At 60.1% G+C, this 26,180-nt stretch carries 24 protein-coding genes; 19 read left to right on the top strand and 5 right to left on the bottom strand.

What is annotated here, in order from left to right; all coding sequences use genetic code 11:
• Window positions 1-6: 6 nt before the first annotated feature.
• The 6 genes from LQ249_RS13295 (at window position 7) to LQ249_RS13320 (ending at window position 6,946) form a co-directional block, all read left to right on the top strand.
• Window positions 7-786 (top strand): hypothetical protein, encoded by a 780-nt coding sequence (locus tag LQ249_RS13295; protein WP_232566533.1) that lies wholly within the window; start codon window positions 7-9, stop codon window positions 784-786.
• A gap of 32 nt (window positions 787-818) precedes the next feature.
• Window positions 819-1,601 (top strand): hypothetical protein, encoded by a 783-nt coding sequence (locus LQ249_RS13300; protein ID WP_232566607.1) that lies wholly within the window; start codon window positions 819-821, stop codon window positions 1,599-1,601.
• A 116-nt stretch (window positions 1,602-1,717) separates the two neighbouring features.
• Window positions 1,718-2,083 (top strand): YceK/YidQ family lipoprotein, encoded by a 366-nt coding sequence (locus tag LQ249_RS13305; protein ID WP_158243629.1) that lies wholly within the window; start codon window positions 1,718-1,720, stop codon window positions 2,081-2,083.
• Between the two features lie 56 nt (window positions 2,084-2,139).
• The gene (locus LQ249_RS13310; protein WP_232566534.1) at window positions 2,140-2,493 is read left to right on the top strand and encodes a PAAR domain-containing protein; all 354 of its coding nucleotides are present in this window, start codon (window positions 2,140-2,142) and stop codon (window positions 2,491-2,493) included.
• A gap of 2 nt (window positions 2,494-2,495) precedes the next feature.
• Window positions 2,496-3,656 (top strand): hypothetical protein, encoded by a 1,161-nt coding sequence (locus tag LQ249_RS13315; RefSeq protein WP_232566535.1) that lies wholly within the window; start codon window positions 2,496-2,498, stop codon window positions 3,654-3,656.
• Between the two features lie 299 nt (window positions 3,657-3,955).
• Window positions 3,956-6,946, top strand: coding sequence for an ImcF-related family protein (locus LQ249_RS13320; protein WP_442962252.1), 2,991 nt, complete (start codon window positions 3,956-3,958; stop codon window positions 6,944-6,946).
• A 32-nt stretch (window positions 6,947-6,978) separates the two neighbouring features.
• Here the strand turns inward: LQ249_RS13320 and LQ249_RS13325 are convergent, their stop codons facing one another.
• Window positions 6,979-7,926: a DUF1853 family protein gene (locus LQ249_RS13325; protein WP_017848370.1), complete on the bottom strand. Its 948-nt coding sequence runs from the start codon at window positions 7,924-7,926 to the stop codon at window positions 6,979-6,981.
• Between the two features lie 143 nt (window positions 7,927-8,069).
• Between LQ249_RS13325 and LQ249_RS13330 the strand changes: the two genes are divergently transcribed.
• The 10 genes from LQ249_RS13330 (at window position 8,070) to LQ249_RS13375 (ending at window position 17,587) form a co-directional block, all read left to right on the top strand.
• Window positions 8,070-8,960: an NAD(+) kinase gene (locus LQ249_RS13330; RefSeq protein ID WP_003217892.1), complete on the top strand. Its 891-nt coding sequence runs from the start codon at window positions 8,070-8,072 to the stop codon at window positions 8,958-8,960.
• Entirely contained in the window at window positions 8,960-9,931 is a 972-nt protein-coding gene (locus LQ249_RS13335) for a metallophosphoesterase (RefSeq protein WP_046383153.1), read from the top strand. Before LQ249_RS13330 ends, LQ249_RS13335 begins: the two co-directional genes overlap by 1 nt.
• Window positions 9,928-10,800: a rhomboid family intramembrane serine protease gene (locus tag LQ249_RS13340; RefSeq protein WP_126589049.1), complete on the top strand. Its 873-nt coding sequence runs from the start codon at window positions 9,928-9,930 to the stop codon at window positions 10,798-10,800. Before LQ249_RS13335 ends, LQ249_RS13340 begins: the two co-directional genes overlap by 4 nt.
• A gap of 12 nt (window positions 10,801-10,812) precedes the next feature.
• Entirely contained in the window at window positions 10,813-11,073 is a 261-nt protein-coding gene (locus tag LQ249_RS13345) for a YeaC family protein (RefSeq protein WP_017848373.1), read from the top strand.
• Window positions 11,070-11,900: a DUF2797 domain-containing protein gene (locus LQ249_RS13350; RefSeq protein ID WP_017848374.1), complete on the top strand. Its 831-nt coding sequence runs from the start codon at window positions 11,070-11,072 to the stop codon at window positions 11,898-11,900. The genes LQ249_RS13345 and LQ249_RS13350 overlap by 4 nt, the downstream gene beginning before the upstream one ends.
• A 13-nt stretch (window positions 11,901-11,913) precedes the next feature.
• Entirely contained in the window at window positions 11,914-14,571 is a 2,658-nt protein-coding gene (gene pepN, locus LQ249_RS13355; RefSeq protein WP_169866195.1) for an aminopeptidase N, read from the top strand.
• Between the two features lie 133 nt (window positions 14,572-14,704).
• Window positions 14,705-15,421 carry a helix-turn-helix transcriptional regulator gene (locus LQ249_RS13360; RefSeq protein WP_026140198.1) on the top strand — a complete coding sequence of 239 codons (717 nt, stop codon included), beginning with the start codon at window positions 14,705-14,707 and terminating at the stop codon, window positions 15,419-15,421.
• A gap of 51 nt (window positions 15,422-15,472) precedes the next feature.
• Entirely contained in the window at window positions 15,473-15,808 is a 336-nt protein-coding gene (locus tag LQ249_RS13365; protein ID WP_017848377.1) for a nuclear transport factor 2 family protein, read from the top strand.
• Window positions 15,809-15,823: 15 nt separating this feature from the next.
• Window positions 15,824-16,930 (top strand): cell division protein ZapE, encoded by a 1,107-nt coding sequence (zapE, locus tag LQ249_RS13370; RefSeq protein ID WP_057005263.1) that lies wholly within the window; start codon window positions 15,824-15,826, stop codon window positions 16,928-16,930.
• Window positions 16,931-17,095: 165 nt separating this feature from the next.
• A complete protein-coding gene (locus LQ249_RS13375; RefSeq protein WP_017848379.1) occupies window positions 17,096-17,587 on the top strand; it encodes a GNAT family N-acetyltransferase in 492 nt (163 codons plus the stop codon).
• A 101-nt stretch (window positions 17,588-17,688) separates the two neighbouring features.
• On the opposite strand, the gene LQ249_RS13380 is transcribed toward LQ249_RS13375, so the two are convergent.
• The 4 genes from LQ249_RS13380 to LQ249_RS13395 form a co-directional block, all read right to left on the bottom strand.
• Window positions 17,689-17,910 (bottom strand): hypothetical protein, encoded by a 222-nt coding sequence (locus LQ249_RS13380; protein WP_126589047.1) that lies wholly within the window; start codon window positions 17,908-17,910, stop codon window positions 17,689-17,691.
• Window positions 17,911-18,053: 143 nt separating this feature from the next.
• The gene (locus LQ249_RS13385; protein WP_232566537.1) at window positions 18,054-20,291 is read right to left on the bottom strand and encodes a TonB-dependent siderophore receptor; all 2,238 of its coding nucleotides are present in this window, start codon (window positions 20,289-20,291) and stop codon (window positions 18,054-18,056) included.
• A 128-nt stretch (window positions 20,292-20,419) separates the two neighbouring features.
• The gene (locus LQ249_RS13390; RefSeq protein ID WP_046383159.1) at window positions 20,420-22,162 is read right to left on the bottom strand and encodes a phosphoethanolamine transferase CptA; all 1,743 of its coding nucleotides are present in this window, start codon (window positions 22,160-22,162) and stop codon (window positions 20,420-20,422) included.
• A 151-nt stretch (window positions 22,163-22,313) separates the two neighbouring features.
• Window positions 22,314-22,490: a DUF6026 family protein gene (locus tag LQ249_RS13395; protein ID WP_155678519.1), complete on the bottom strand. Its 177-nt coding sequence runs from the start codon at window positions 22,488-22,490 to the stop codon at window positions 22,314-22,316.
• A 268-nt stretch (window positions 22,491-22,758) separates the two neighbouring features.
• On the opposite strand from LQ249_RS13395, the gene gnd reads away from it, so the two are divergent.
• The 3 genes from gnd to LQ249_RS13410 are packed head-to-tail and all read left to right on the top strand — an operon-like array spanning window position 22,759 to window position 26,107.
• On the top strand, window positions 22,759-23,742 hold the full coding sequence (gene gnd / locus LQ249_RS13400; RefSeq protein WP_017848384.1) for a phosphogluconate dehydrogenase (NAD(+)-dependent, decarboxylating): 984 nt from the start codon (window positions 22,759-22,761) through the stop codon (window positions 23,740-23,742).
• A complete protein-coding gene (gene zwf / locus LQ249_RS13405; protein ID WP_046483711.1) occupies window positions 23,739-25,262 on the top strand; it encodes a glucose-6-phosphate dehydrogenase in 1,524 nt (507 codons plus the stop codon). The genes gnd and zwf overlap by 4 nt, the downstream gene beginning before the upstream one ends.
• A complete protein-coding gene (locus tag LQ249_RS13410; RefSeq protein ID WP_057005230.1) occupies window positions 25,259-26,107 on the top strand; it encodes a Cof-type HAD-IIB family hydrolase in 849 nt (282 codons plus the stop codon). Before zwf ends, LQ249_RS13410 begins: the two co-directional genes overlap by 4 nt.
• The last annotated feature ends 73 nt before the right edge of the window (window positions 26,108-26,180 follow it).

Raw genomic sequence — 26,180 nt, forward strand, 5'->3', positions numbered from 1 at the left:
CAGCCTATGAATGCTCGCCTAAGCCCCATGAGCGGCGCTTTGTTGCTGTTGCTCAGCCTAAACGGTTGCGCCCAGAACCAGACCTTGGCACCGCCACCGGGTGGAGAGCAGGTCAGCATCGTGGTGAAGGTCCCGCAGAGCCTCGCGGCGGAACCCATGCAGGTGATGTACCGCTCGGAAAAATGCTCGATCAAACGCTCCGGGCCAGACTGGACCACTTATGAAGAGGATGGTTACTTATCCACTATGGTTCAACCGCAACAGCAGGGGCAGAGCGACCTGTATGAGGCCAAGTTGCCCATCAATGGTGGTAGCCGATGCCAGTGGCAACTGAGCAATGTGACTTTTGGCGTTACCTACGCCAATACAACGCACTTTGGCGAGAATGTTAAAGCGGGCCCAGGGGGCGGGGTGATCGTGATGTTCGATCAGCATCTGCCACAACAACGTTCTGCTTTTGGGCCGACGATAGAAGTCAGTGGCGACTTGCTGATCCGTAAGGATTACTACCCTTGGGTAAACGAACAGTTTCTGGGCCGACATGAAAAGCTCGCTTGGATAGTCGGACAGGGTGAAATGTATTCGTATTATCGAGCTCCAACAACGCGAAAGGTGGTTTTCGAGCCTCTGCTACATGCTGACTACGTCGTTTATTCGGTAGGGCCGAAGGTGAAAAAAGAGGGTAATCGCAACATCTTCACCTATTCTGACGGCAGTGTTGTGGTTGGTGGCAGTGACCCAAACTTCAAGAAGCTGCAATCCATTCGTCTGGGGCAATCACAATGACAGCGCTATGGATGGGACATGCCTCCGTGCATATGCAGCGCGTCACCCAAACAAGCGCTGCTTTGTTGTTGCTGCTCAACCTCAGCGGTTGCGCCCAGAACCAGACCTTGGCACCGCCACCGGGTGGAGAGCAGGTCAGCATCGTGGTGAAGGTCCCGCAGAACCTCGCGGCGGAACCCATGCAGGTGATGTACCGCTCGGAGAAATGCCCGATCAAACGCTCCGGGCCAGACTGGACCACTTATGAAGAGGATGGTTACTTGTCCACTATGGTTCAACCGCAACAGCAGGGGCAGAGCGACCTGTATGAGGCCAAGTTGCCCATCAATGGTGGTAGCCGATGCCAGTGGCAACTGAGCAATGTGACTTTTGGCGTTACCTACGCTAATACAACGCACTTTGGCGAGAATGTTAAAGCGGGCCCTGGGGGCGGGGTGATCGTGATGTTCGATCAGCATCTGCCACAACGACGTTCTGCTTTTCAGCCGACGATAGAAGTCAGCGGCGATCTGCTGATCAGGAAGGACTACTACCCCAGGGTTAGCGAACACTTCCTTGGCGGACACGAAAAACTCGCTAGGTTATTCGGCGAGGGTGAGATTTATTTGTATTACCGCGCCAAAAATGCCCGGCAGGTGGTGTTCGAGCCCGTGCTGCATGCCGACTACGTGCTTTATTCAGTGGGGCCGAAGGTGAAAAAGGAGGGTAACTATACCCGCTACACCTACCCCGATGGCAGCGTGGTGGCTGATGGTCGTGACCCAAGCTTCAAGAAGCTGCAATCCATTCGCCTGACTGCGGAGAAGGTTCGATGAATCGCATGTTTCCTTCTGTTCAGGCCTTACCGTTAACTCTTAATGTTTTATTCCGGATGTCGGATGACGTGAGTCTTAGATAAAACCTAGTCATGTATTTGTATTGGGTGGTTGCGATGATTTATTTGAATTTAATTGCGGGTGCTGGCCAGTCTCGCTTTAAAAATATTGCCGAGGTTAGTCTGGGCTGTGGTTGTGTGAAGCGCTTAAAGTTCGGGGTTTTAGGACTTTTTGCCGGACTGCATTCGGGCTGTGCGGCGATAGGGGCGGCAGTTATGAATGGCCCGGCTTGCCCTTATCAAGGCGTTCAGCTGGATTTTCATGCGGCGACTGATTGGACACTGATCAAGGGGAGTAATGGACTGATTATTCCGTTAGCTATTATCGACTTACCTTTTTCTTTTGTTCTCGACACGTTGACTCTTGGGAATGCATTAGATGCTGACAGCGGTGAGCTGAATTGTCCGCGAAAGTTTACGTAGCGCTTGGGCGCTGGCCAGCTAAAAGGTCGTGCGTTTTTGGGGGGGAGTAGTTTTTATTGGTCGAGATCATTTCTCTAACGAATGTTCTGATCGTTTTTATGGAAGCCTGTTTTTCAATGGGCGAGTTTTGGATTGTTTTATTTATGTCCCAGGGATTTGTTTTATTGGGTGATAAAACCACCCACGGTGGAGAAGTGATATCAGCCTCATCCACGATGATCGTAAATGGCAAGCGAGTAGCACTGGTCGGAGACGAGGTTCGTTGCCCGCTGCTGGGGCATGGCGTCAACCGGATTGTCGATGGCTGCCCGGACTGGTCTGAGGGGGATCGGGCGATGGTGATCAACGGCTGCCGCTGCGAGTGCGATTGCCAGGTGATTTCCAGCGCTCTCGATTGCGGGGTGGGTTAGTCATGGGCTGGGATCGTCAGGCACCTCATGTAGCGGAAGCTCCAAAACCGCCTGTGCCGGGTCGTTGGCTATTGGCTGCACTCATAGCGGTACTGGTCTGCGTGCTGCTGTTTTTGCTGCATACCTCCGAACGGATGCCGTTACTGAGTACGCTCAACATTTGGGCATTGTCCGCTTCGCCATTGGTGGTCTGGATCCTGGCGTTCGCTGCGCGTGCCTATGCCTATGGGACTGCGTTGAGCCATTGCCAGTTTCTGGAGGAGGAGGCGCAAAGTGTGCAGCGTTCCTGGCAGGCTTGGGCGCAGCGCTACTTGGCAGTGTCTGCCAGTTGTGTGCTGCTGCCTGATCAGGTGTCTGCGAGTGTATTAACTCAGGGTTCCTTTGATTTGCTTCCCCGCACAGGGCAAGCGCGGCGTATTGCGGCTTTGCCTGTAGGGCCGGAACGTACTCAAGCCGGACTGCAGATGTTGATTCAGGCATTGGTGCCGGCACTGCATGCGTTGCCGACGGGGCGGGAACTCCGGGTCACCCTGCTGAGCGATGCCGATCCCCGCGAATACGAAGCCTTGCGCGATACCTGGCAGCAGAGCTTGGTCATCACGATGAGGCTGCCGCTACCCGTAACGGTCACATTGATTAGCGAATTGTCGTACCGGTGGATCGATGAAACGTTGAAGGCCGCCACCGCAGTCATCGACTTGATCCTGGTGCTTCAGGTTCACGGTGAAGACTCTTACTCCGACGGGCTTGCCGCCTTGCTGCTATGCCCGGACAGCCTGGCAATCGCCTTGGAGCTACCGATCACCGCTGGTTTGTTGCGGCCAATGCCATTGGATATCGATGTACTGGACAGCGAATTACCGTTGTTTCTGCAAACCCAAGTGAGCGCTTGCCGGGCAACCGGCATGTTGGCCGACGCCGCCGACTGGCAGCCACTGACCGGAAAAATGCTTGCTGTAGCAGGCGCCCATGGTGCTTCGCTCAACGTGGAGCAGCGGTGGATTCAGGAAAGTCTGTGCGGGCTATCTGGCCCGTTCGGTCACTGGCTAGTAGCTGCGCTGTGTGTAGAAATTGTCCGGCATCAGCGCGAGCCTTTGTTGGTATTGGCACGAGAAGAATCGCAGCACTGGATGAGCACTGTTGTCACGGGAGAGTTGGCATGAAAGTTTGGAGTAATTCATGGCGCCGTGCGGGGGCAGCAGTTTGGGTCATTATGCTGGTAGCCGCTCTGGGCTGGGTGATCTGGCGTTTTGGCGATCAGATCGGGCTAGCTGAGAATCACCACAAACTGTTGGTTTTTCTACTGATCATCGCCATCGCAATGGGCGGTGTTCTGGCACCACGGTGGTTAGCGCATCTCAAACGTCAAAACCACCGCGAGCAGGGACGTGTGGGTAAGGTCTATCCCCCGGCGGACTCACAGATAGTTTTGCCTCACTCACCGACTACTCACCTCTTAGAAGTGCGCGAGCACCTACGCGAGCACTACGGCCTCTTCTGGCGCCACAAAACCCGCCTGCTGCTCATCATCGGCGAACCCGCCGAAATCGAAGCCATCGCCCCCACCCTGGCCGCTCACCAATGGCTCGAAGGCCAAGGCACCGTCCTGCTGTGGGGTGGCAGTGCGCAGGCCGCGCTGGATCAATCATTCCCTGAGCGCTGGCGTGGGCTGAGCCGCTGGCGTGCGTTGGACGGAGTCGTCTGGGCGCTGAACGAAACCCAGGCCGCCGACGATGTCGCGATGGGCAAAGGTGTACGCCAGGTGCAGCGCCTTGCCCGTGACTTGCGCTGGCAGTTGCCGTTATCTCTCTGGCAGGTCTGCGACAGTGCATGGGCGCAGGACACGCGCAAAGCGCAGCCGGTGGGCTGTCAGTTGCCCGCGCGCTTCTCGGCGGCGGCATTGGACGCCGCGCTGAATCGTTTGCTGGAGCCTTTGCGTCGCGCGGGTTTGGCGCAGATGAACGCGGTGATGAAGGATGATTTTCTGCTGCGTTTGTCGCGAGATTTAAAGGGCGAGGGCATTGATCGTTGGCGTCACACCTTGGCGCATCTGGCCGGCGAATTTGCCCGTGGCGTGCCGTTGCGGGGGTTGTGGTTCAGCCTGCCGGTACAGCGCTCGCCGCATGATCAACAACAGGCGTGGTCGGTGGCCCCGGTGTGGCACGGCGTACTCGGCGATAACCCCCGTGGCCGCCGACTGGGCTGGAGCGTGCCGCGAGTTGGCTACGCATTGGCCCTCGGCTTAGCCATGCTGTGGAGCGCAGGACTGCTGCTGTCATTCATCAGCAACCGCACGCAGATCGCCCAGGTACACAGCTCGTTGTCGACCTTGCAACGCGCATCACAAGGCGACGAACAGCTCCAGGCCCTTCATGAACTGGTCCGCGAATTGGCGCGCCTGGATGATCGCGTTCAAGGCGGCGCTCCGTGGTATCAGCGCTTCGGCCTGAATCAAAACCCAGCGCTGCTTGAAACTGTTTGGCCGCGCTACGTCGAAGCCAACAACCGCCTGATCCGCGACCCGGCCGTCGCCGCTTTACGCCAGCAGCTCACGGCCCTGGTCAAGCTGGCCCCGGACAATCCCGAGCGCGCCGAACGCGCCCGTGCTGCCTACGACCAGCTCAAGGCCTACCTGATGATGGCGCGTCCGGCAAAAGCCGACGCCAGTCTGCTGGTGAAAACCCTCGGCGAAGTCGAGCCTTCACGCGCGGGCCTCTGGCAAGCCCTGGGCCCCACTCTGTGGCAGTTTTACGCTGAACACCTGGCGGAAAACCCGGCTTGGCGCATCGACACCGACGCGCGGCTGGTCGCGCAAGTCCGGCAGGTCCTGCTCGGCCAACTGGGTCAACGCAATGCCGAAGCCAATCTGTACCAACAATTGCTCGATGACGCCGCCCATCACTACCCGGCCCTGGGCCTGCCGCAACTGGTCGGCGACACCGACGCCCAGGCCCTGTTCACCACCGAGGCCAGCGTGCCCGGCGTGTTCACCCGCCGGGCCTGGGAAGGCTCGGTGCGCCACGCCATCGATGCGATCGCCGAGGCGCGCCGCGAGGAAATCGATTGGGTGCTCAGCGACCAACCCGCCGATGTCGACACCCGCCTGAGTCCTGAGCAACTGCGCGTCCGCCTCACCGAACGCTACTTCCAGGACTACGCCAGCGCCTGGCAGGATCTGCTCAACAGCCTGCGCTGGCAGCAGGCCGCGAGTCTCGATGAGTCAATCGACCAATTGACGCTGATGAGCGACGTGCGCCAATCGCCCTTGATCGCGCTGCTGAACAGCGTGGCCTACCAGGCGCAGGCGGGCAGCCGACCCCAGGCCCTGGCCGACTCGCTGGTGCAGTCTGCGCAAAAGTTGATCGGGCCGGACAAGGCTCCAGCGATCGAACCGTTGGCCCAGGCCGCCACGGGGCCGCTGGCGGCGACCTTCGGCCCGTTATTGGCGCTGCTGGACAAGTCCAACACAGACGGCCTCAGTCTCCCGGCCTTCCTCACCCGCGTGACACGGGTGCGTTTGAAACTGCAGCAGATCAGCACCGCGCCCGACCCGCTGGAAATGACCCAGGCCCTGGCACAAAGCGTGTTTCAAGGCCGCAGCATCGACCTCACCGACACCCAATCCTACGGTGCCCTGCTGGCCGCCAGCCTGGGCGCGGAGTGGGGCGGGGCGGCGCAGACGCTGTTCGTGCAGCCGCTGGAACAGGCCTGGCAACGCGTGTTGCAACCGTCCGCCGCGGGCCTCAACAGCCACTGGCAGCGCTCGATCGTCAGCCATTGGAACGCCGCCTTCGCCAGCCGTTACCCGTTTGCCGCCACCACCAGCGATGCGTCGTTGCCGATGTTGGGGCAGATGATCCGCGCGGACTCCGGGCGCATCGCACAGTTTTTACAGCAGCAATTGAGCGGCGTGCTGCGCAAGGAAGGTAGCCGCTGGGTGGCCGACCCCCGCCACAGCCAAGGCCTGCGTTTCGACCCACGGTTTCTTAGCGCGATCAATCAACTGAGCGAACTGGCCGATGTGCTCTACACCGAAGGCGGCATGGGGCTGAGCTTTGAACTGCAAGGCAAACCCGTGCGCGACGTGGTGCAAACCACCTTCATCCTCAACGGCGACCGGCACCAGTACTTCAACCAGAAAGAAAACTGGCAGCGTTTCAACTGGCCGGGGCGCAGCGACTATCCCGGCGTGAGCCTCAGCTGGACCAGCATACATGCCGGCGAGCGGCTGTTTGGCGACTACCCCGGCCCCTGGGGCCTGATCCGCCTGCTGGAAAACGCCCAGGTCACGCCATTGGACGACGGCAACAGCCGCTACCGCCTGGCCCTCAAGGCGCCCGACGGCCTGAACCTGACGTGGCACCTGCGCACCGAACTGGATGCGGGGCCGCTGGCGTTGCTCAAGCTGCGTGATTTCAGGTTGCCGCAACAGATATTTCTCAATGAGGGCTGAGCCTTCGAGTCGGTGAGACCGCTCCTTGCAGGTCAGGGAGTGCCCGGTACATTCGGCCAAAGATCCGCCACCAGAAACAACCGCTCGGCTTCCTCCCACTCCTCGCCGTTCTGAACCAGTCGCACCAGCAACTGAGCCGGTGCCATCGGTGCCAGGTCCGCCAGCCATTCCAGCATCTGTTCTTCGCTCCACACCGCTTCTGCCTGGTAATGCGCTGGCGCCAGCCACGCATGTCGGGGCAAGGGCTGCCAGCGGCCGGGCGCGCTGGCGCTGACAAAGTCCCGCCAATCACGCTGATGCAGCCAGCGCCCACGCAAATGCTGCGGGTGAGCGCCATAGGGCGGTTCAGCCTGGCCAGGCCAGGGGTAAAGCAAATAGCCGCCGAGCCACAAGTGTGCATCGAACTGCGCGATACCCAGCGCGGCCAACACCTCGCGGCTCTCCGGTCGTGCCGAAATCGGCAACTGATGCTGGGCCAGGTGCGCCAGCTTGCGATCCAGCCGATCATGACAGCCCGGCCCCAGCCACTGCGCGGTGTCCTGGCCATTGCCGTCCTGCGGGCCGAGGTAGAGTTTGATCGCCAGTTCCAGGTGATGCACGCCCTCGCGGTCGCGCAGCAGCATGTCCAGTTCGCCCAGGGTATGCCCGGCGCGGCGGATCGGCAGGTTGGCTGCCAGCAGTTCCACTCCCGGCGCATGCTGCACGGCGAACTGCCACAGGCGTTCGTAGTAGAGGCCCAGGCGTCGGGTGCGCGCCAGGTTCAGCCAATGCTGTAGGGGGGTGCTGTCCTGGTCCAATTGCCGCAGCCAGTGTTCGAGACGGTCGGGCGCCTGTACCCAGTCGCTGCCGGCCAGCGGATGGCGTTGCGGCCACGGCGTTTGCGCGAGCATCGGCGGGGCGAGCATCACCCACGCCAGGTCGCGCACCTCGGGATGGCGCAGTTGGCGGGGCAGGTTGTGCAAGTCGGGGAACACGGTCATGGTCCGAGCATAGCCTTTTACACAGGGGAGGGTGGCTGAGAAGCGTTGTCATCAAGGCTTCACGGCGACAAAGGATTTTGCCTGACGCGGCCTTTCGCCCATAATCGTTCTTTTTTGCCACACCCCAATCCCGCAGGAGCCCCATGGAGCAATTTCGCAATATCGGCATTATCGGTCGCCTGGGCAGTACCCAGGTGTTGGACACCGTCCGCCGGCTGAAAAAGTTTCTGCTCGAGCGCCACCTGCATGTGATCCTCGAAGACACCATCGCCGAAATCCTCCCGGGTCATGGCCTGCAAACCTCGTCGCGCAAGATGCTCGGTGAAGTCTGTGACATGGTGATTGTGGTCGGCGGCGACGGCAGCCTGCTGGGCGCCGCACGGGCGCTCGCGCGGCATAACGTGCCGGTGCTGGGGATCAACCGTGGCAGCCTGGGGTTCCTGACCGATATTCGTCCCGATGAGCTGGAAGTCGAAGTGGCCAAGGTGCTCGACGGCCATTACCTGGTGGAGAACCGCTTCCTGCTGCAAGCTGAAGTGCGCCGCCACGGCGAAGCCATCGGCCAGGGCGACGCCCTCAACGATGTCGTGCTGCACCCCGGCAAATCCACGCGGATGATCGAATTCGAGCTGTATATCGACGGCCAGTTCGTGTGCAGTCAAAAGGCCGATGGCCTGATCGTCGCCACGCCCACCGGCTCCACCGCTTATGCGCTGTCGGCGGGCGGCCCGATCATGCACCCCAAGCTCGACGCCATTGTGATCGTGCCGATGTACCCCCATATGTTGTCCAGCCGGCCGATTGTGGTCGATGGCAACAGTGAGCTGAAAATCGTGGTTTCCAAAGACATGCAGATTTACCCGCAAGTCTCCTGCGACGGGCAGAACCATTTCACCTGCGCCCCCGGTGACACCATCACCGTGAGTAAAAAAGCGCAGAAGCTGCGGCTGATCCACCCGCTGGACCACAACTACTATGAAGTGTGCCGCACCAAGTTGGGCTGGGGCAGCCGCTTGGGGGGTGGAGGCGACTGATGCTCGATCCCGCGCGTAGCTACGACCTGATTGGTGATGTGCATGGTTGCGCCCACACCCTTGAGCACCTGCTCGACCAGTTGGGCTACCACAAGCACGCTGGCACCTGGCGCCACCCGTCGCGCATGGCGGTGTTCCTCGGCGATATCATCGACCGTGGCCCGCGGATTCGCGAGGCGCTGCACATTGTCCACGACATGACCGAGGCCGGGCAGGCGCTGTGCATCATGGGCAACCATGAGTTCAACGCCCTGGGCTGGGCCACGCCCGCGCCACCGGGCAGCGGCAAGCAGTTCGTGCGCGAGCACACCCCGCGGCATGAGCGCTTGATCCACGAGACCCTGACCCAATTCGAGGATCACCCGGCCGATTGGCACGACTTCCTCGGCTGGTTCTATGACATGCCGCTGTTCGTCGACGCCGGGCGTTTCCGTGTGGTGCATGCGTGCTGGGATGACGGGTTTATCCAGCCGCTGCGCGCGACTTTTCCCGATGGCTGTATCGATCAGCATTTCCTGCAGGCCGCCGCCGTGCCGGGCAGCTTCGCCTGCAATGCCTTTGACCGCCTGTTGCGCGGCACCGACATGCGTCTGCCGGACGGTTTGACCCTGACCGGCGGCGACGGCCTGACACGCTCGTTCTTCCGCACCAAGTTCTGGGAAGAAGACCCGAAAACCTACGGCGACATCGTGTTCCAACCCGACGCGTTGCCGGAGCCCGTGGCGCGCACACCGTTGTCGTCTTCTGAAAAAAACTCCCTGCTGCGCTACGGCGTCGACGAGCCTGTGCTGTTCGTCGGGCATTACTGGCGCAGCGGCAAACCGGCGCCGATCCGTCCGAACCTGGCCTGCCTGGACTACAGCGCGGTGCTGTACGGCAAGCTGGTGGCGTACCGACTGGATCAGGAAACCCGCCTCGATCCGCATAAATTCGTATGGGTCGACGTTGAGCGCCCCGAGGTGATTACATGAGTGCCGTGCCCGTATTGCGCTTGCCGCTGAGCGTCGACCTGGGCGGTTTCGTCAAACTGCTGCAACGCATGCAGGTGCCCCATCGCGTCAGTGAAGAAGCGGGCGAGCAGGTGTTGTGGGTGCCCGAGACCATCAGCGACGACGTGCGCGTCTTGTATCAACGTTTTCCGGCCGGCGATCCGGACCAGCAACTGGATATTCCGGAGCAGGCGCCGGTCACGCGCCCGGGGTTTGTTCAGCAAGTGCGCCATAGCCCGGTGACGGCGCTGGTGCTGCTGGCGAGCCTGATCGTTGGCGCGGTGACCTTGCTCGGTGAAAACCTGCAAGCGATGAGCTGGCTGACCTTCCTGCCGTTCCGGGTGATGGGTGAGTACATCCAGTTCACGCCGCTGGCCGACACCTTGGCCTCGGGCCAGTGGTGGCGGCTGGTCACGCCGATGCTGATCCACTTCGGCATCCTGCACCTGGCCATGAATGGCATGTGGTACTGGGAGCTGGGGCGGCGTATTGAAGCGCGCCAGGGCAGTATCAACCTGCTGGGGCTGACGCTGTTGTTCAGCCTGGCCTCCAATTTCGCTCAATACCTGTATGGCGGCCCCGGCCTGTTTGGTGGCTTGTCCGGCGTCTTGTATGGGCTGCTGGGGCATTGCTGGATCTATCAACTCATCTCGCCCAACCCGGCTTATCGCCTGCCCCGTGGGGTGCTGGTGATGATGCTGGTGTGGTTGGTGCTGTGCCTGTCGGGGCTGGTCTCGATGATCGGTTTCGGCGAAATCGCCAATGCCGCCCATGTCGGCGGCCTGGCCATCGGTTGCCTGACCGGCTTGTTGGGCGGTTTATACAGTCGTCGCAAATCCACTATTCGTTAAGGAAGAGCCTGAATGTCCTCTTTTGCTGAAATGATCGAAAACATCACCCCGGACATCTACCGGAGCCTCAAGCTCGCCGTGGAAATCGGCAAATGGTCCGATGGCCGCAAGCTCACCGCCGAGCAGCGGGAGCTGTCGCTGCAAGCGATGATCGCCTGGGAGATCCAGAACCTGCCGGAAGACCAGCGCACCGGCTACATGGGAACGCAGGAGTGTGAATCGAAGTCGACCACGGTGCCGAACATCCTGTTCAAGTCGGACGCGATCCATTGATTGAAATCGGTCGCGGTGCAGTCAGCAAAATGTCGGCGCAACTCGGTGAGCCGACCGTTCAATATGCGTTTCGTCTGGGCGATACCGAGGTGCCGGTCAACCCGTTGATCGGCACCCATGTGCGCCTGGAATACCTGGGTGCGATCCATTGCAGCCATTGCGGCCGCAAGACCAAGACCAGCTTCAGCCAGGGTTATTGCTACCCGTGCATGACCAAGCTGGCTCAGTGCGACCTGTGCATCATGAGTCCCGAGCGTTGTCATTACGCCGCCGGCACCTGCCGTGATCCGGCGTGGGGCGAGCAGTTCTGCATGACCGACCATGTGGTCTACCTGGCCAATTCGTCGGGGATCAAGGTCGGCATCACCCGCGCCACCCAATTGCCCACGCGTTGGCTCGACCAGGGCGCCAGCCAGGCGCTGCCGATCGTGCGTGTGTCCACGCGCCAGCAGTCCGGTTTCGTCGAAGACCTGTTCCGCAGCCAGGTCGCCGACAAGACCAACTGGCGTGCCTTGCTCAAGGGCGATGCACAATCGGTTGACCTCAAGCAGGTGCGCGATGAGTTGTTCGCGTCTTGCGCCGAGGGCTTGGCGAGTTTGCAGGAACGCTTTGGCCTACAAGCCATCCAAACGATTGCCGACATCGAACCGATCGAAATCCGTTACCCGATCGAGCAGTATCCGACCAAGATCGTCAGCTTCAACCTGGACAAGAACCCGATTGCCGAAGGCACGCTGCTGGGGATCAAGGGCCAATACCTGATCTTCGACACCGGGGTCATCAATATTCGCAAGTACACGGCCTACCAGCTCGCCGTGCATCAGTAAAAGGATGCCACCCATGCGTACCGAACAACCGAAGATGATTTACCTGAAGGACTATCAGGCGCCGGACTACCTGATCGACGAGACGCACCTGACCTTCGAGTTGTTCGAGGACCACAGCCTGGTCCACGCGCAACTGGTGATGCGCCGTAACCCCGCACGTGGCGCCGGCTTGCCGCCGCTGGTGCTGGACGGTCAGCAGCTCGAACTGTTGAGCGTGAACCTGGCTGACCGGGAATTGACGGACGCTGACTACCAGTTGACCGACAGCCACCTGACCGTGCATCCCACGAGTGAGACCTTCACCCTCGACACCAGCGTCAAGATCCACCCCGAAACCAACACGGCCCTCGAAGGCTTGTACAAGTCCGGCGGCATGTTCTGCACCCAGTGCGAGGCCGAAGGGTTCCGCAAGATCACTTACTACCTCGACCGTCCGGATGTGATGAGTACCTTCACCACCACCGTGATCGCCGAGCAACACAGCTACCCGGTGCTGCTGTCCAACGGCAACCCGATTGCCAGCGGTCCTGGCGAAGACGGCCGCCACTGGGCGACCTGGGAGGACCCGTTCAAGAAGCCGGCGTACCTGTTCGCGCTGGTGGCCGGTGATTTGTGGTGTGTCGAAGACTGCTTCACCACCATGACCAACCGTTCCGTGGCGCTGCGTATCTATGTCGAGCCGGAAAATATCGACAAGTGCCAGCACGCCATGACCAGCCTGAAAAAATCCATGCGCTGGGATGAAGAAACCTACGGCCGCGAGTACGATCTCGACATCTTCATGATCGTCGCGGTGAACGACTTCAACATGGGTGCCATGGAGAACAAGGGCCTCAACATCTTCAACTCCAGCGCCGTGCTGGCCCGCGCCGAAACCGCCACCGATGCCGCGCATCAGCGGGTTGAGGCTATCGTCGCGCATGAATACTTCCACAACTGGTCGGGCAACCGCGTGACCTGCCGCGACTGGTTCCAACTGTCGCTCAAGGAAGGCTTCACCGTGTTCCGCGACTCGGGCTTCTCTGCGGACATGAACTCAGCCACGGTCAAGCGCATTCAGGATGTGGCGTACCTGCGCACTCACCAGTTCGCCGAAGACGCCGGCCCGATGGCCCATGCCGTGCGCCCGGAAAGTTTTATCGAGATCTCCAACTTCTATACCCTGACCGTGTACGAAAAGGGCTCGGAAGTGGTCGGTATGATCCACACCTTGCTCGGCGCCGAAGGCTTCCGCAAAGGCAGCGACCTCTATTTCGAGCGTCATGACGGTCAGGCCGTGACCTGCGACGACTTCATCAAGGCCATGGAAGACGCCAACGGTGCCGACCTCAGCCAGTTCAAGCGCTGGTACAGCCAGGCCGGTACGCCGCGCTTGGCGGTGAGTGATTCCTACGATGCTGCGGCCAAAACCTACAGCCTGACTTTCCGCCAAAGCTGCCCGGAAACCCCGGACAAAGTGGAAAAGCTGCCGTTCGTGATTCCAGTGGCATTGGGCCTGCTGGACGGCAAGGGTGCTGCTGTCGCGTTGCGCCTGGCCGGTGAGGCAAGTGCTGCCGGCACGTCCCGCGTGATTTCGGTGACCGAGGCCGAGCAGACCTTTACCTTCGTCGATATCAACGAACAGCCGCTGCCTTCGCTGCTGCGCGGTTTCTCGGCGCCGGTGAAACTGAGCTTTGCGTACACCCGTGATCAGTTGATGTTCCTGATGCAGCACGACAGCGACGGGTTCAATCGCTGGGATGCCGGCCAGCAACTGTCGGTGCAGGTGTTGCAGGAGCTGATTGGCCAGTACCAGGCGGGTCAGCCGCTGAAGCTGGATCAGCGCCTGATCGACGCTCTGCGCACGGTATTGAGCGACGAAAGCCTGGACCAGGCGATGGTCGCCGAAATGCTCTCGTTGCCGGGTGAGGCCTACCTGACGGAAATCAGCGAAGTGGCCGACGTCGACGCCATTCATGCCGCCCGTGAATTCGCCCGCAAGCAACTGGCCGACCAGTTGTTCGACGGTTTGTGGCTGCGCTACCAGGCCAACCGCGAACTCTCCAAGCAAACCCCGTATGTAGCGGCTGCCGAGCACTTTGCCCGGCGTGCCTTGCAGAACATTGCGCTGTCGTACCTGATGCTCAGCGGCAAGCCGCAAGTGCTGGCGGCAACGTTGGACCAGTTCGACACCAGCGACAACATGACTGAACGCCTGACCGCGTTGGCGGTGTTGGTGAATTCGCCGTTCGAGGCGGAAAAAGCCAAGGCCTTGGCGGTGTTTGCCGAGAACTTCAAGGACAACCCGCTGGTCATGGACCAGTGGTTCAGCGTGCAGGCCGGCAGCGTGTTGCCGGGCGGGCTGGCGCGGGTCAAGGCGTTGATGGAACATCCGGCGTTCACCATCAAGAACCCGAACAAAGTGCGTGCACTGGTGGGCGCGTTTGCCGGGCAGAACCTGATCAACTTCCACGCCGCGGACGGCTCGGGCTATCGTTTCCTGGCGGACCTGGTGATTCAGTTGAACGGTTTCAACCCGCAGATCGCCTCGCGCCAATTGGCGCCGTTGACCCGCTGGCGCAAATACGACAGCGCGCGGCAGGCGCTGATGAAGGCGGAACTGGAGCGTATTCGAGCTTCCGGTGAGCTGTCGAGCGATGTGTTCGAGGTGGTCAGCAAGAGCCTTGCGTAAACCACGCAATTAAAAAAACGGCCGACAGGCCGTTTTTTTTCGTCCCGGATAATCGGCGGCCGAACGGCTGCTGACATTTTCTGACAGGGTGCTCTGATAAGCTGTGCCACTTTCTTTTTTTGATGGGCTCAACGTGTCGCGTACCACTCGTCTACTGACTTTGCTCCAGGCTCTGCGGGGCAAGAAGCGTCCGGTGACCGCTGCCGTACTGGCGGCGCAGTTGGAGGTGTCCGAGCGCACGCTGTATCGCGACATCGCCGAATTGACCGCGCTGGGCGCGCCTATTTTTGGCGAGGCCGGAGTTGGGTATGTGTTGCGCAGCGGGCTGTTTTTACCGCCCTTGATGCTCAATGCCGAGGAAACCGAAGCCATCGTGCTTGGTCTGCGCTATGTGGATCAGCGTGGCGACGATGTCTTGAGCCATGCCGCGGCCAACGCCTTGGCAAAAATTGCCGACGTGCTGGACCCCGCCGCCCAGGAAGCGTTACGCAACCCGACGCTGCTACCTGGCCCGCCAGGGTTTGGCTACCCGGAAAACCGCGTACCGCTCAATGTGTTTCGCGAAGCCATTCGCAACCAGGCCAAGCTGCACATCGATTACGCCGACGCGAGCCAGACCCAGAGCCAGCGGCTGATCTGGCCCCTGGCGCTGGGCTTTCTCAATGAGGTGCGGGTGATCGTGGCCTGGTGCGAACTGCGAGACGCGTATCGCACCTTTCGCACCGATCGCGTGGCTGCCGCCGAGTCCCGCGGCGAGCGCTATCCGGGGCGCCGCAGTGATTGGTTGCGGGGCTGGCGCAAGTTGATGGAGCAGCAGCATTCCTCGCCGTTCACTCCTGACAAAAACTGACACAGCCCTGGTTTAGCATGGCGTCATAAATCATCACAAAGGAGCTGTGCCATGTCCCACGCTGATCTGGCCCCGGCCATCGCCGCCTACATTGCGGCAACCAATGCCTGCGACACTTCGGCCGTCGCCCATTGTTTTGCTGACGACGCCAACGTGTTCGATGAGGGCGCGCATCAGGTCGGCACCGCCGCCATCGCACGTTGGATGGAAGACACCGCGCAGCGTTATCAGCCCAGGGTCGAAGTGCTCAACGTGCAGCATCGCACCGGCAAGGTATTGGTCAGCAATGTGGTTTCCGGCAACTTCCCCGGCAGCCCGCTGGAGCTGCGCTACACCTTTCGCTTGAACGAACAGGGCAAGATTTCACGGTTGGATATCTCCTTGTAAGTCATAATGGCGCGCATGACTTTCGACTCGCCGCTCGCCGCTTATCAATACGCCACCACCCAACTGGGCTTCGTCGCCGACGATGCCCAGCGCCGTGCGGTGGATGCCCTGCAGACCTGCCACCAAGCCTTGCACCAAGGGCGCTCGCCGATTCTCGGGGTTTACCTCTGGGGCCCGGTGGGCCGGGGTAAAACCTGGCTGATGGACCAGTTTTACCTGAGCCTGCGCGTGCCGGCGCGGCGCCAGCATTTCCATCACTTCATGGGTTGGGTACACCAGCGTTCGTTCCAGCTCACCGGCACCCATGACCCGTTGCAAGCGCTGGCCCGTGAGCTGGCCCAAGAGGTGCGCGTGCTGTGTTTTGACGAGTTGTTCGTCAGTGACATCGGTGATGCAATTATCCTTGGCCGTTTGTTCCAGGTGATGTTCGAAGAAGGCGTGGTGATGGTCTGCACCTCCAATCAACCGCCCGAACAGCTTTACGCCGGTGGCTTCAATCGCGAGCGTTTCCTGCCGGGCATTGCGGCGATCAAGCAGCACATGCACGTGGTGGCGGTGGACGGTGGTGAAGACCATCGCTTGCACCCGGGTGTCGGCGTGCAACGTTATTGGGTCGATCAGCCGGATGCGCTGGCGGCGGTGTTCGAGCAATTGAGCGAGGGCCAAGCGGTGCGCCATGGCCCGATCAGCGTCGGTCATCGCTGCATCGTGGCGGTGCAGGCCAGCGACACGGTGTTGTGGTGCCGGTATGCCGACCTGTGCGAGCAACCTTTGGCAGCGATGGATTTCATGCTGCTGTGTGATCGTTTCAAGGCGATCCTGTTGGGTGAGGTCCCCAACCTGAGTGCACAAAAGCGACCGGGACGGATTGCCCGAGGCACCGAGGACGGTGTCCAGCGAGTAGCGGCCGGTGATCGCGAATTGCCCGAGTTGTCAGTACACGATGACAGCGTGCGGCGCTTTATCGCTCTGGTGGATGAATGCTACGACCGCAAGGTGCCGCTGTTCATCGAGGCTAAAGTGCCGTTGGAAAGCCTCTACACCGAAGGCTATCTGGAATTCCCTTTCCGACGAACCTTGAGTCGCTTGCAGGAAATGCAATTGCAGCGCTTTGGGGGGTAGGAAAAAGCCTGGTGCAAGTCCTATGGCTGCTTTTGATGCGGGTAACCTTCGCGCCTTCTGGCAGCTATTTGTAGTTAATCTCCTTCATCTAGCGCCTGCTCCACGCTTACAATCGTCCTCCTCAAAGGGAACTGATTCCCTTGTTTGTCGTTATCGAGGACGGAAATGGATACCCCTGAAATCCTGGTGCTGCAAGCCAGCTACACCAATCCTGTGCATGCCGAGGCCATTGCCCTGCTGCTCAATCATTACGCTGAAGACCCAATGGGGGGCGGCCACAGCCTGCCCGCCGACCTGTTGCAACAACTGCCGGCTGAACTGGCCAAGCGCCCGCATGCGTTCAGTGTCCTGGCATTTGTGGGCGGCGAGCCTGCGGGATTGGTCAATTGCTTTGAAGGGTTTTCCACCTTCGCCTGTCGTCCGCTGGTCAATGTCCACGATGTCGCCGTGATGAATCGGTTCCGGGGCCTGGGGCTGAGCCAGAAAATGCTGCAGAAGGTCGAGGAAATCGCCCGTCAGCGTGGCTGCTGCAAGATCACCTTGGAAGTGCTCGAGGGCAATGCTGTGGCGCAGTCGGCGTACCGCAAGTTCGGTTTTGACGACTCGGTATTTGATCCGGCCCATGGGCGTATGTTGTTCTGGAACAAACCACTGTAATAAGGCACAGGCAAAAAAAAGGCGCCATTGAATGGCGCCAAGTTAACCTTTGCCAACAGAGCGGGTTGGCACAGGGTGATGCGAGTTAAATAAAAGTTAACTTAACTTTTAGGTTGTGCCTCGGTGCTGGATTGATCCGCTGTGTCGCGTTTTAAAGTTTTACCGTCAGCGGAGGCAGTTTGTTCATTGCTGCCGTGGAATTTCTGCTGCGTGAAGGTGAAGTTATTGTAGAACTCCTTCGAACGCTCCGAGCCGCCTTCTGCAAAAGCCGCCGCGGAAGTCAGGGTTATCAGGCCGGCAAGCATCAAAATCGAGGGTTTCATCAAGGTGTTCCCATTCAGTGTGGTCGGTATCCGCTCGGTCCTTGATCAGATTCATGGGGCGATTGTGCGGGCAGCTTATTAAGTGGGTATTAACGTGGGGAACTCCCGAAGTTAACAATGTTGTTAACTTCGGCGGAGGGTGGTTAGAGTTTCCAGTCGAGTGCCAAGGTTATCGAGCGCGGGTCGCCCCAGTACACGCCATTATAAAAACCGACGCGTTCATAGTATTTCTCATCGAATAGATTATTGACGTTAACCGAAGCCGAAACATGCTCGTCGAACTGGTAGCGCGACATCAGGTTGACCACGGTATAGGCCTGTTGGGTGATCTTGGTGGATTCGGTGAGCAGGTAACCCTCTTGGTCCCGGCCGCCGATTGGCCGCTCGGCGAAGTCGTAGAAGTCGCTCTGCCAGTTCACCGCGCCGCCCACCGTCAACCCGCGCCACTCGCCCGGTAAACGATAGGCTGTCGACACCTTCAGCATATTCATCGGCTGGCCAGTGTTGTTGCGTTGTTTATCGCCGTTGAGCGAATGGGTGTAGGTGTAGCCCGCCGTGAGATTCCAGTCCGGCATGACTTCGCCGGACACCTCCACTTCAAAGCCCTGCACCTTGTTGCCCTTGCCACCGGATTTGTAGAACTGCTCGCGGGTGATCGGGTCCGGCGGGGCCGCATTGTCGAGTTCGGCGACGTTATCCTGGGTGCTCCAGAAATACGCGGTGGCCAGGTTCAAACGTTCGTTGAGCAGGCTGCCCTTGAGGCCGATTTCGTAGTTACTGCCGACCACTGGTTCGAGGTATTGCTTGCTGGCGTTGCGCTCGTCCTGCGGGTTGAAGATGTCGGTGTAGCTGGCGTACACCGTGTATTCCGGCGTCAGGTCGTAGAGCAGGCCCGCGTAAGGTGTCCACATGTCTGTGTGGGTCTGGCTGGATTTGCTTGAGGCGGTCAATTGATTGTCGAGGTTGTACGTGGGCGAGGCGCTTTCGATTTCCCAGCTGCCATAGCGGCTGCCCAGTACCGCATGCAGCGTGTCGGTCAAGCTCAAGCGTGTGGCGAGGTAGCCGGCCTTTTGTTTTTTGCTGCTGTGTTCGCCCTTGAGGCCGGTGGTGCGGTCGGGGAATTTGCCGATGCCGCCCATGTGTTTCCAGTCTTCGATGGTCTCGTAGCCTTGGGGCGTTGAAAAACGTTGGAAGGGTGACGTGTCGCGCTGCTCGGATTCGCCATAACCCAGCATCAACGCATGCTCGCGCCCCAACAGCGCGTAGGTGCCGGCCAGGTTGAAGTCGACCACATCCATTTTCGAGGTGCCGACCATCTGGTTGGTCCAGGCCGTCATGCCGCTGCCATCGGCATTCGGAAAACCGGCGCCGCCGTAATACACCTTGCCGTCGGTATCGCTTTGCCGATGGGTGTAAGCGGCTTTCAGGCGCCAGTCCGTCGCCAGCGTGTGATCGATGGAGGCGAAGGTGGTCTTGTCCTTCAGGGGCCAGGAGCTCCAGTCGGCCGCGAGGTTGGCCGAGCGCGACAGGCGGGCCTTGCTGCCGTCACTGTTCCAGTAGGGCAGGGTGCCCCAGGAGCTGCCTTGCACGTGCTTGTTCTGGTAGTCGAAGCCGACGGCTACCACGGTGTCGTCCGTCAGGTCGGCCTCCAGAATGCCGTAGCCGACTTCCCGTTGCAGCGCATAGTTGTCGCGAAAGGATTGGCTGTCACGGTGAGCCATCACCGTGCGCCCGCGCAGCCGTCCGTCAAACGCCAGCGGGCCGCCCACATCCAGGTAGCTGTAGTAGTTGTCATGGCTGGCGCCGCTGACGCCGGTCTTGGCTTGCCATTGCGCGGTCGGGCGCTTGCGGATCATGTTGACGGTCGCCGAGGGGTCGCCGGCACCGGTCGTCAGGCCGGTGGCGCCGCGTACTACTTCGATACGGTCGTAGATGATGGTGTCCGAGTCGGACTTCATGCGCCCGAACGTATTGAGCATGCCGTCCACCTGGAAGTTATTGATCGAATAACCCCTGGAGGAATACCCGGCCCGGTCCGAATCCAGATGCTGGACCGTCACGCCGGTGGTCTGGCGCAAAGCGTCGGTCAGGGTATTGAGATTGAAATCGTCCATCTGTTGGCGGGTGACCACCGAAATGGATTGAGGCGTTTCCTTGATCGACAGGTTCAGCCGGGTGGCGGTACTCATCGAGCCGGTGGTATAGGCCCCGGTGTGCTCGGTATTGGCGCCCAGGCCTTCGGCGCTGATGTGGGTGCTGCCTAGCTCCAGCGCGGTGGCGGGTGTCTGTTCGGGGTCGGTTTCAGCCAGCAGTTCCGGGCTCAGCGCCAGGCTGAACAGGCCGAGGGTAACGGTCATGGAACGGGTAAAGGGCGCGAACATCGCGGAAGACTCCTTGTCGTCTTTGCGGCCTTCTCAGTATGAAAAGGCCTTGGCTCAAAGACGAAAGGAGGCGTGGAACTTTAGGTGTAAACGAGAATGATTGTTATCGTTCTGTTACAAGGCGGTATTTACTTGAGCACCACGTCGGCGTTTTCGGCCGTCTTCGGTTTGATCAGGCTAAAGTCGATCAGCGCTTTCTGCTGGCGCTCATAGGGGTTGCCGATCAACAACGGGCGCGGTTTGAAGCTGTCGCTGACCAGGCTTTTGCTGTGGTCCAGCTCATCGAAATTCAGGCCGGCCAAGTCGGCCCAGGTGTGGATCAGCTGCGAGCTGCTGTAGGGCCGTTGCAGGTCGCCGGCAAATTTCCAGTCGTGGGTTTCGCGCCATTTCGGTGAGGCGTAGGCCATGAACGGGATGGTGTACATCGGCGCCGTCGGCTTGCCTTCGTTGCGGCCCAGGGTGGTGTGGCCGGCGGAGTCGAATACGTCTTCACCGTGGTCCGACAGGTACAGCAGGAAACCGTTGGGGTCGGTCTTGGCGTAGTCCTTGATCAGGCTCGACACCACGAAGTCGTTGTACAGCACCGCGTTGTCGTAGCTGTTGTAGATCGGCAACTGGGCATCGGTGATAGCGTCCGGAACACCCTGGCGATCGGTGAACTTCTCGAAGGTTGGCGGATAGCGGTACTGGTAGCTCATGTGCGTGCCCAGCAGGTGGACCACGATGAGCTTGCGCTCGGCGGGGTCGCTCAGGGCCTTGGCGAATGGCGCCAGCACGTCACCGTCGTATTGGCGGGCGTTCTGGTTGCGGTTGTTGTTCAGGTAGACCTGCTCGTCGGCCTGTTCGGAAAAGGTCGTGAGCATGGTGTTGCGCTTGGTCATGGTCTGCTGGTTGGTGATCCAGAAGGTCTTGTAACCGGCCTGTTTCATCACGCTGACAATCGACGGCGTCTTGAGGTACAGGTCCGGGTTCTCTTCGTCGGCGAAGGTCAACACCTGTTGCAGCGCTTCAATGGTGTAGGGGCGCGGGGTGATGACGTTGTCGAACACGGCCAACTGGTCACGCAGCTTGTCTAGCTCCGGCGTGGTATTGCGCGGGTAGCCATAGAGGCTCATGCGTTGGCGGTTGGTGGACTCGCCGATCACCAGCACCAGGGTCGAAGGCTGGCCGGCCATGCTGTCCTTGAGGTTTTTCAACGGCGGGATCTGGCTGGCGCTGGTCAGCATGCCTTGCATGTTGTCCAGTTGCTCGGTGTAGCGGCGGTAGGCGACGATCATCTGCCACGGCACGGCCGGCTCGATGCGGGTTTCAAAGCGGTCGATGGCCAGTTCCATGGTTTCGCTCGTGGCGATCTGCTTGACCAACGGGTAGCCGACGACGGCCAGCACAATGGCTACCGCTGCCAGTATCGACTGGCCGCGCGGCAGGTAAACCGGGCGCAAGCGCGTCCACAGGAAGATGGCGAAGGCGGTGTGGGCAATGAATGCCAGCACGATCCACCAGGCGAAATATTGGGTGGCGTATTCGCCCGCTTCAGAAATGTTCGACTCGAACATGATGAAGATGACGCTCTGGGAGAATTCCTGCTGATAGATGAAGAAATAACCCAGGCTGGCCATGGAGCAAGCCCACAGCACCACTCCGATCAAGGCGGCCAGCAGGCGAGTACGGCGCGGGAATAACAACATCGGCGCCAACCACAGCGCACTCATGAAGAAGGCTTGGCGAAAGCCACTGAAACCGGAAGTGCCGGTCAGTTGAATCAGCAGTTGGGTAATACCCGAGAAGTACCAGAAGAACAGGAACAGCCAACCCAGGCCGGCCCAATCAAAACCTTTCGCAGACGTAGTGCTGCGTTTGAACATCGCCATCCAGCGCTCCAACCCGATAATTTTCAGCTGACGCGCAGGGACGCACGCAGCAGAGGCCGCCCTTGTGTAAGGCGGCCCTTCGGGCGCGAGTATCGTGAAGGAGATGTGAAAACTTTGTGAGTTTTTTGTTGGAGTTACCTTACAAAACCGCTCAGCAGAGGGCGGGCTGTGTGCTGGAAGGCTGATCCAGCTGGCCTTGCAGGTGCGAGCGCAGGCGCAAGACTTCCTGTTGCAGTTGGTCGCGTTCGGCCTTCAATTGGCGCAACTCGTCGCGACGGATGCTGACGTAGAGGGTCTGTGGCGGGCGGGTCATCTGTGCTGTGCTCATTGCTTACCTCGCAAATAGCCGGTAGATCGCGGTGCCGGAACGCATGATTGGAGGTTCTGGGCATCAGTCGGAAGCAATTCTGGATTCTTTTATGTATCAAGGGAACTTTTTTATTTTTGGCGGTCGTGTGACTTTTGCGACGGTAATGGTGAAATGCTGGCTACTTTTTCTCATGAAACTATACCGATCCGCTCTGAACTAACCCTCATTAGCCTCATTGCGCTATAAACTATGTCACACATTTTTTAGTAGTTAGGAGCATCAGCACATGCAACTGGGGATTATTGGACTAGGCCGCATGGGCGGTAACATTGCGCGGCGCCTGATGCTCAATGGGCATACCACCGTTGTTTACGACCGTAACGAAGCATTTGTCAAAGGCCTGAGCGAAGAGGGCGCCACCGGCGTTGCCGATTTGAAGGCGCTGGTCGCCGGGCTGCAGAAGCCCCGCGCTGTGTGGGTGATGTTGCCGGCAGGCGACCCCACCGAAAACACCATCAATGAACTGAGCGACCTGCTGGACCACGGTGACGTGATCATCGACGGCGGCAACACCAACTACAAGGACGACGTGCGTCGTGCCAAGGCCCTGTCGGAAAAAGGCCTGCACTACGTCGACGTCGGCACCTCGGGCGGCGTCTGGGGCCTGGAGCGTGGCTACTGCATGATGATCGGCGGCGACGCCGCGACCGTGCAGCGCCTTGATCCGATCTTCGCCAGCCTGGCGCCGGGCCTGGGTTCCATCCCGCGTACCAAGGACCGCTCGGCCGCCGCAGACCCCCGCGCCGAGCACGGTTACATTCATGCCGGCCCTGCAGGTTCGGGGCACTTCGTGAAGATGATTCACAACGGTATCGAGTACGGGATGATGCAGGCGTTTGCCGAAGGCTTTGACATCCTCAAGACCAAAAACTCGGAAAACCTCGCAGAAGACCAACGTTTCGACCTGAATGTTGCCGATATCGCCGAAGTCTGGCGTCGTGGCAGCGTGGTGTCGTCCTGGCTGCTGGACCTGACCGCCGACGCCCTGGCCACCGACCCGAAACTCGAGGGCTACTCCGGCTCGGTTGCCGACAGCGGCGAAGGCCGTTGGACCATCGAAGCCGCCATGGAACAAGCCGTGCCGGTGCCGGTGCTGTCCACGTCGTTGTTTGCGCGTTTCCGCTCGCGCCAGCAGAGCACCTACGGTGACAAGATGTTGTCTGCCATGCGCTTTGGCTTCGGTGGTCACGTGGAGACGTCCAAAAAATGACCGCCAACGGCAAGAAACCCAAGGCCGAACCCGCTCCTCCCACCACGCTGTTTCTGTTTGGTGCCCACGGCGACCTGGTCAAGCGCCTGCTTATGCCGGCGCTGTACAACCTGAGTCGTGACGGGCTGCTGGGCGAGGGCCTGCGCATTGTCGGCGTTGATCACAACGCCATCAGCGATGCCGACTTTGCCAAGAAACTCGAGGACTTCATTCGCACCGAAGCCGCGAGCAAGGTCAAGGGCAATGCTGACAACGCACTGGACCCACAGCTGTGGGCGCAGTTGGCCAAAGGTATCAGCTACGTCGAGGGTGATTTCCTCGACGACAGCACCTACGCGGACATCGCCGAAAAAATCGCCGACAGCGGCACCGGCAATGCGGTGTTCTACCTGGCCACCGCGCCGCGCTTCTTCAGTGACGTGGTGCAGCGCCTGGGCAGTGCCGGTTTGTTGACGGAGAGCGACGATCACTTCCGCCGCGTGGTGATCGAAAAGCCGTTCGGTTCCGACCTGGCCACCGCCGAAGCCTTGAACGCCTGTTTGCTCAAGGTGATGAGCGAGAAGCAGATCTATCGCATCGACCATTACCTGGGCAAAGAAACGGTACAGAACATCCTGATCAGCCGTTTCTCCAACGTGCTGTTCGAGGCGTTCTGGAACAACCATTACATCGACCACGTACAGATCACCGCCGCCGAAACCGTCGGCGTGGAAACCCGAGGCAATTTCTTCGAAAAAACCGGCACCCTGCGTGACATGGTGCCCAATCACCTGTTCCAGCTGCTGGCAATGGTCGCCATGGAACCGCCGGCGGCGTTTGGCGCCGACGCTGTGAGGGGTGAAAAGGCCAAGGTGATCGGTGCCGTGCGCCCTTGGTCCGCAGAGGATGCGCGGGCCAATTCGGTGCGTGGCCAGTACAGCGCCGGAGAGATTGGTGGCAAGCCGGTTCCCGGTTATCGCGACGAAGCCAACGTCGCGCCCGACAGCAGCACCGAAACGTTTGTCGCCCTGAAAGTGATGATCGACAACTGGCGCTGGGTGGGTGTGCCGTTCTACCTGCGCACCGGCAAACGCATGAGCATTCGCGATACCGAGATCGTGATCTGCTTCAAGCCGGCGCCTTATGCGCAGTTCCGCGACACCGAAGTGAATGAGCTGCGGCCCACGTTCCTCAAGATCCAGATCCAGCCCAACGAAGGCATGTGGTTCGACCTGCTGGCGAAAAGGCCTGGGCCGACCTTGGACATGGCCAACATTGAGTTGGGGTTTGCCTACGAAGACTTCTTCGAAATGCAGCCGTCGACGGGTTACGAAACCTTGATCTACGACTGCATGACCGGCGACCAGACCCTGTTCCAGCGCGCCGACAACATCGAAAACGGCTGGCGTGCGGTGCAGCCGTTTCTCGATGCGTGGAAGGAAGACGACGGGATCCAGGCCTACAAGGCCGGTGAAGATGGTCCGGCGGCGGCCGATGCGTTGCTGGCCCGCGATGGCCGTGCCTGGCACTCGCTCGGATGAGTGATACTGCGAAGCATCCCATCCGGTTTGTGTTGAGTGATATGGACGGCACTTTGTTGCGCCCGGATCACACCCCGACCCAACGCACCCTTTCAACGGTTCGCGCCTTGCGTGAAGCCGGCGTGTTATTCAGCCTGGCCAGCGGGCGTCCGCCCAAGGCCATGATGCACATGGTCGAAGCGTTTGGCATCGACGTGCCGGTGGCGGGTTTCAATGGCGGCACACTGGTCAACCCTGACGGCAGCGTGCTGGTCGCGCACCGACTGCCGGCGGAGGCGGCGCTGGTGGCATTGGCGCTGTTTTCCGGCGAGCCGGACGTGGAAGTCTGGCTGTTTGCCGATGGTGAATGGCTGCGGCGCGATCCGCCTGGGCCCATGGTGGCGGTTGAAACCGCGGGCTTGGGTTATGGGCCGCTGGTGGTGGAGAGTTTTGAACCGTACCTGGATCGGGTCGACAAGATCGTCGCCGCCAGTCGCAACACGCAATTATTGATGGAGCTGGAAGCTCAATTGCAGCCCAAGGTGCAGGGCTTGGCCCAGGTCTCGCGTTCGCAACCGATCTACCTGGATGTGACCGCCATGAAAGCCAACAAAGGCGAGGCCTTGAAAGCCTTGGCCGCGCACCTCGGAGTGCCGTTGGCACAGACCGCAGTGATCGGCGATGGTGGCAACGACCCGGCAATGTTTCATGTGGCCGGATTGTCGATTGCCATGGGCCAGGCTGAAGAGCCCGTCAAGCGCCAGGCCGATGTGGTCACCGGCAGCAATCTCGAAGACGGTGCGGCACAAGCGATCGAGCGGTTTATTCTCAAGGTGCCACACAAAGTGTTCGATACGCCAAGTTAGACCATCGGCGTTTAATACTGAACTTGCGAGCCCTGTCCTTTACAACACAGTGCTCGCAAGTTGCAGTTTCGGA

This window comes from Pseudomonas sp. 7-41 (assembly GCF_021233075.1).
Lineage (GTDB): Bacteria > Pseudomonadota > Gammaproteobacteria > Pseudomonadales > Pseudomonadaceae > Aquipseudomonas > Aquipseudomonas veronii.

Coding starts and splice junctions, on each gene's coding strand:
- LQ249_RS13345 (WP_017848373.1), top strand. CDS start 10,813: ATGTCCTCTTTTGCTGAAATGATCGAAAACATCACCCCGGACATCTAC.
- gnd (WP_017848384.1), top strand. CDS start 22,759: ATGCAACTGGGGATTATTGGACTAGGCCGCATGGGCGGTAACATTGCG.
- zapE (WP_057005263.1), top strand. CDS start 15,824: ATGACTTTCGACTCGCCGCTCGCCGCTTATCAATACGCCACCACCCAA.
- LQ249_RS13410 (WP_057005230.1), top strand. CDS start 25,259: ATGAGTGATACTGCGAAGCATCCCATCCGGTTTGTGTTGAGTGATATG.
- LQ249_RS13325 (WP_017848370.1), bottom strand. CDS start 7,926: ATGACCGTGTTCCCCGACTTGCACAACCTGCCCCGCCAACTGCGCCAT.
- LQ249_RS13335 (WP_046383153.1), top strand. CDS start 8,960: ATGCTCGATCCCGCGCGTAGCTACGACCTGATTGGTGATGTGCATGGT.
- zwf (WP_046483711.1), top strand. CDS start 23,739: ATGACCGCCAACGGCAAGAAACCCAAGGCCGAACCCGCTCCTCCCACC.
- LQ249_RS13295 (WP_232566533.1), top strand. CDS start 7: ATGAATGCTCGCCTAAGCCCCATGAGCGGCGCTTTGTTGCTGTTGCTC.
- LQ249_RS13340 (WP_126589049.1), top strand. CDS start 9,928: ATGAGTGCCGTGCCCGTATTGCGCTTGCCGCTGAGCGTCGACCTGGGC.
- LQ249_RS13365 (WP_017848377.1), top strand. CDS start 15,473: ATGTCCCACGCTGATCTGGCCCCGGCCATCGCCGCCTACATTGCGGCA.
- LQ249_RS13300 (WP_232566607.1), top strand. CDS start 819: ATGCAGCGCGTCACCCAAACAAGCGCTGCTTTGTTGTTGCTGCTCAAC.
- LQ249_RS13385 (WP_232566537.1), bottom strand. CDS start 20,291: ATGTTCGCGCCCTTTACCCGTTCCATGACCGTTACCCTCGGCCTGTTC.
- LQ249_RS13330 (WP_003217892.1), top strand. CDS start 8,070: ATGGAGCAATTTCGCAATATCGGCATTATCGGTCGCCTGGGCAGTACC.
- pepN (WP_169866195.1), top strand. CDS start 11,914: ATGCGTACCGAACAACCGAAGATGATTTACCTGAAGGACTATCAGGCG.
- LQ249_RS13375 (WP_017848379.1), top strand. CDS start 17,096: ATGGATACCCCTGAAATCCTGGTGCTGCAAGCCAGCTACACCAATCCT.
- LQ249_RS13305 (WP_158243629.1), top strand. CDS start 1,718: ATGATTTATTTGAATTTAATTGCGGGTGCTGGCCAGTCTCGCTTTAAA.
- LQ249_RS13390 (WP_046383159.1), bottom strand. CDS start 22,162: ATGGCGATGTTCAAACGCAGCACTACGTCTGCGAAAGGTTTTGATTGG.
- LQ249_RS13380 (WP_126589047.1), bottom strand. CDS start 17,910: ATGAAACCCTCGATTTTGATGCTTGCCGGCCTGATAACCCTGACTTCC.
- LQ249_RS13315 (WP_232566535.1), top strand. CDS start 2,496: ATGGGCTGGGATCGTCAGGCACCTCATGTAGCGGAAGCTCCAAAACCG.
- LQ249_RS13395 (WP_155678519.1), bottom strand. CDS start 22,490: ATGAGCACAGCACAGATGACCCGCCCGCCACAGACCCTCTACGTCAGC.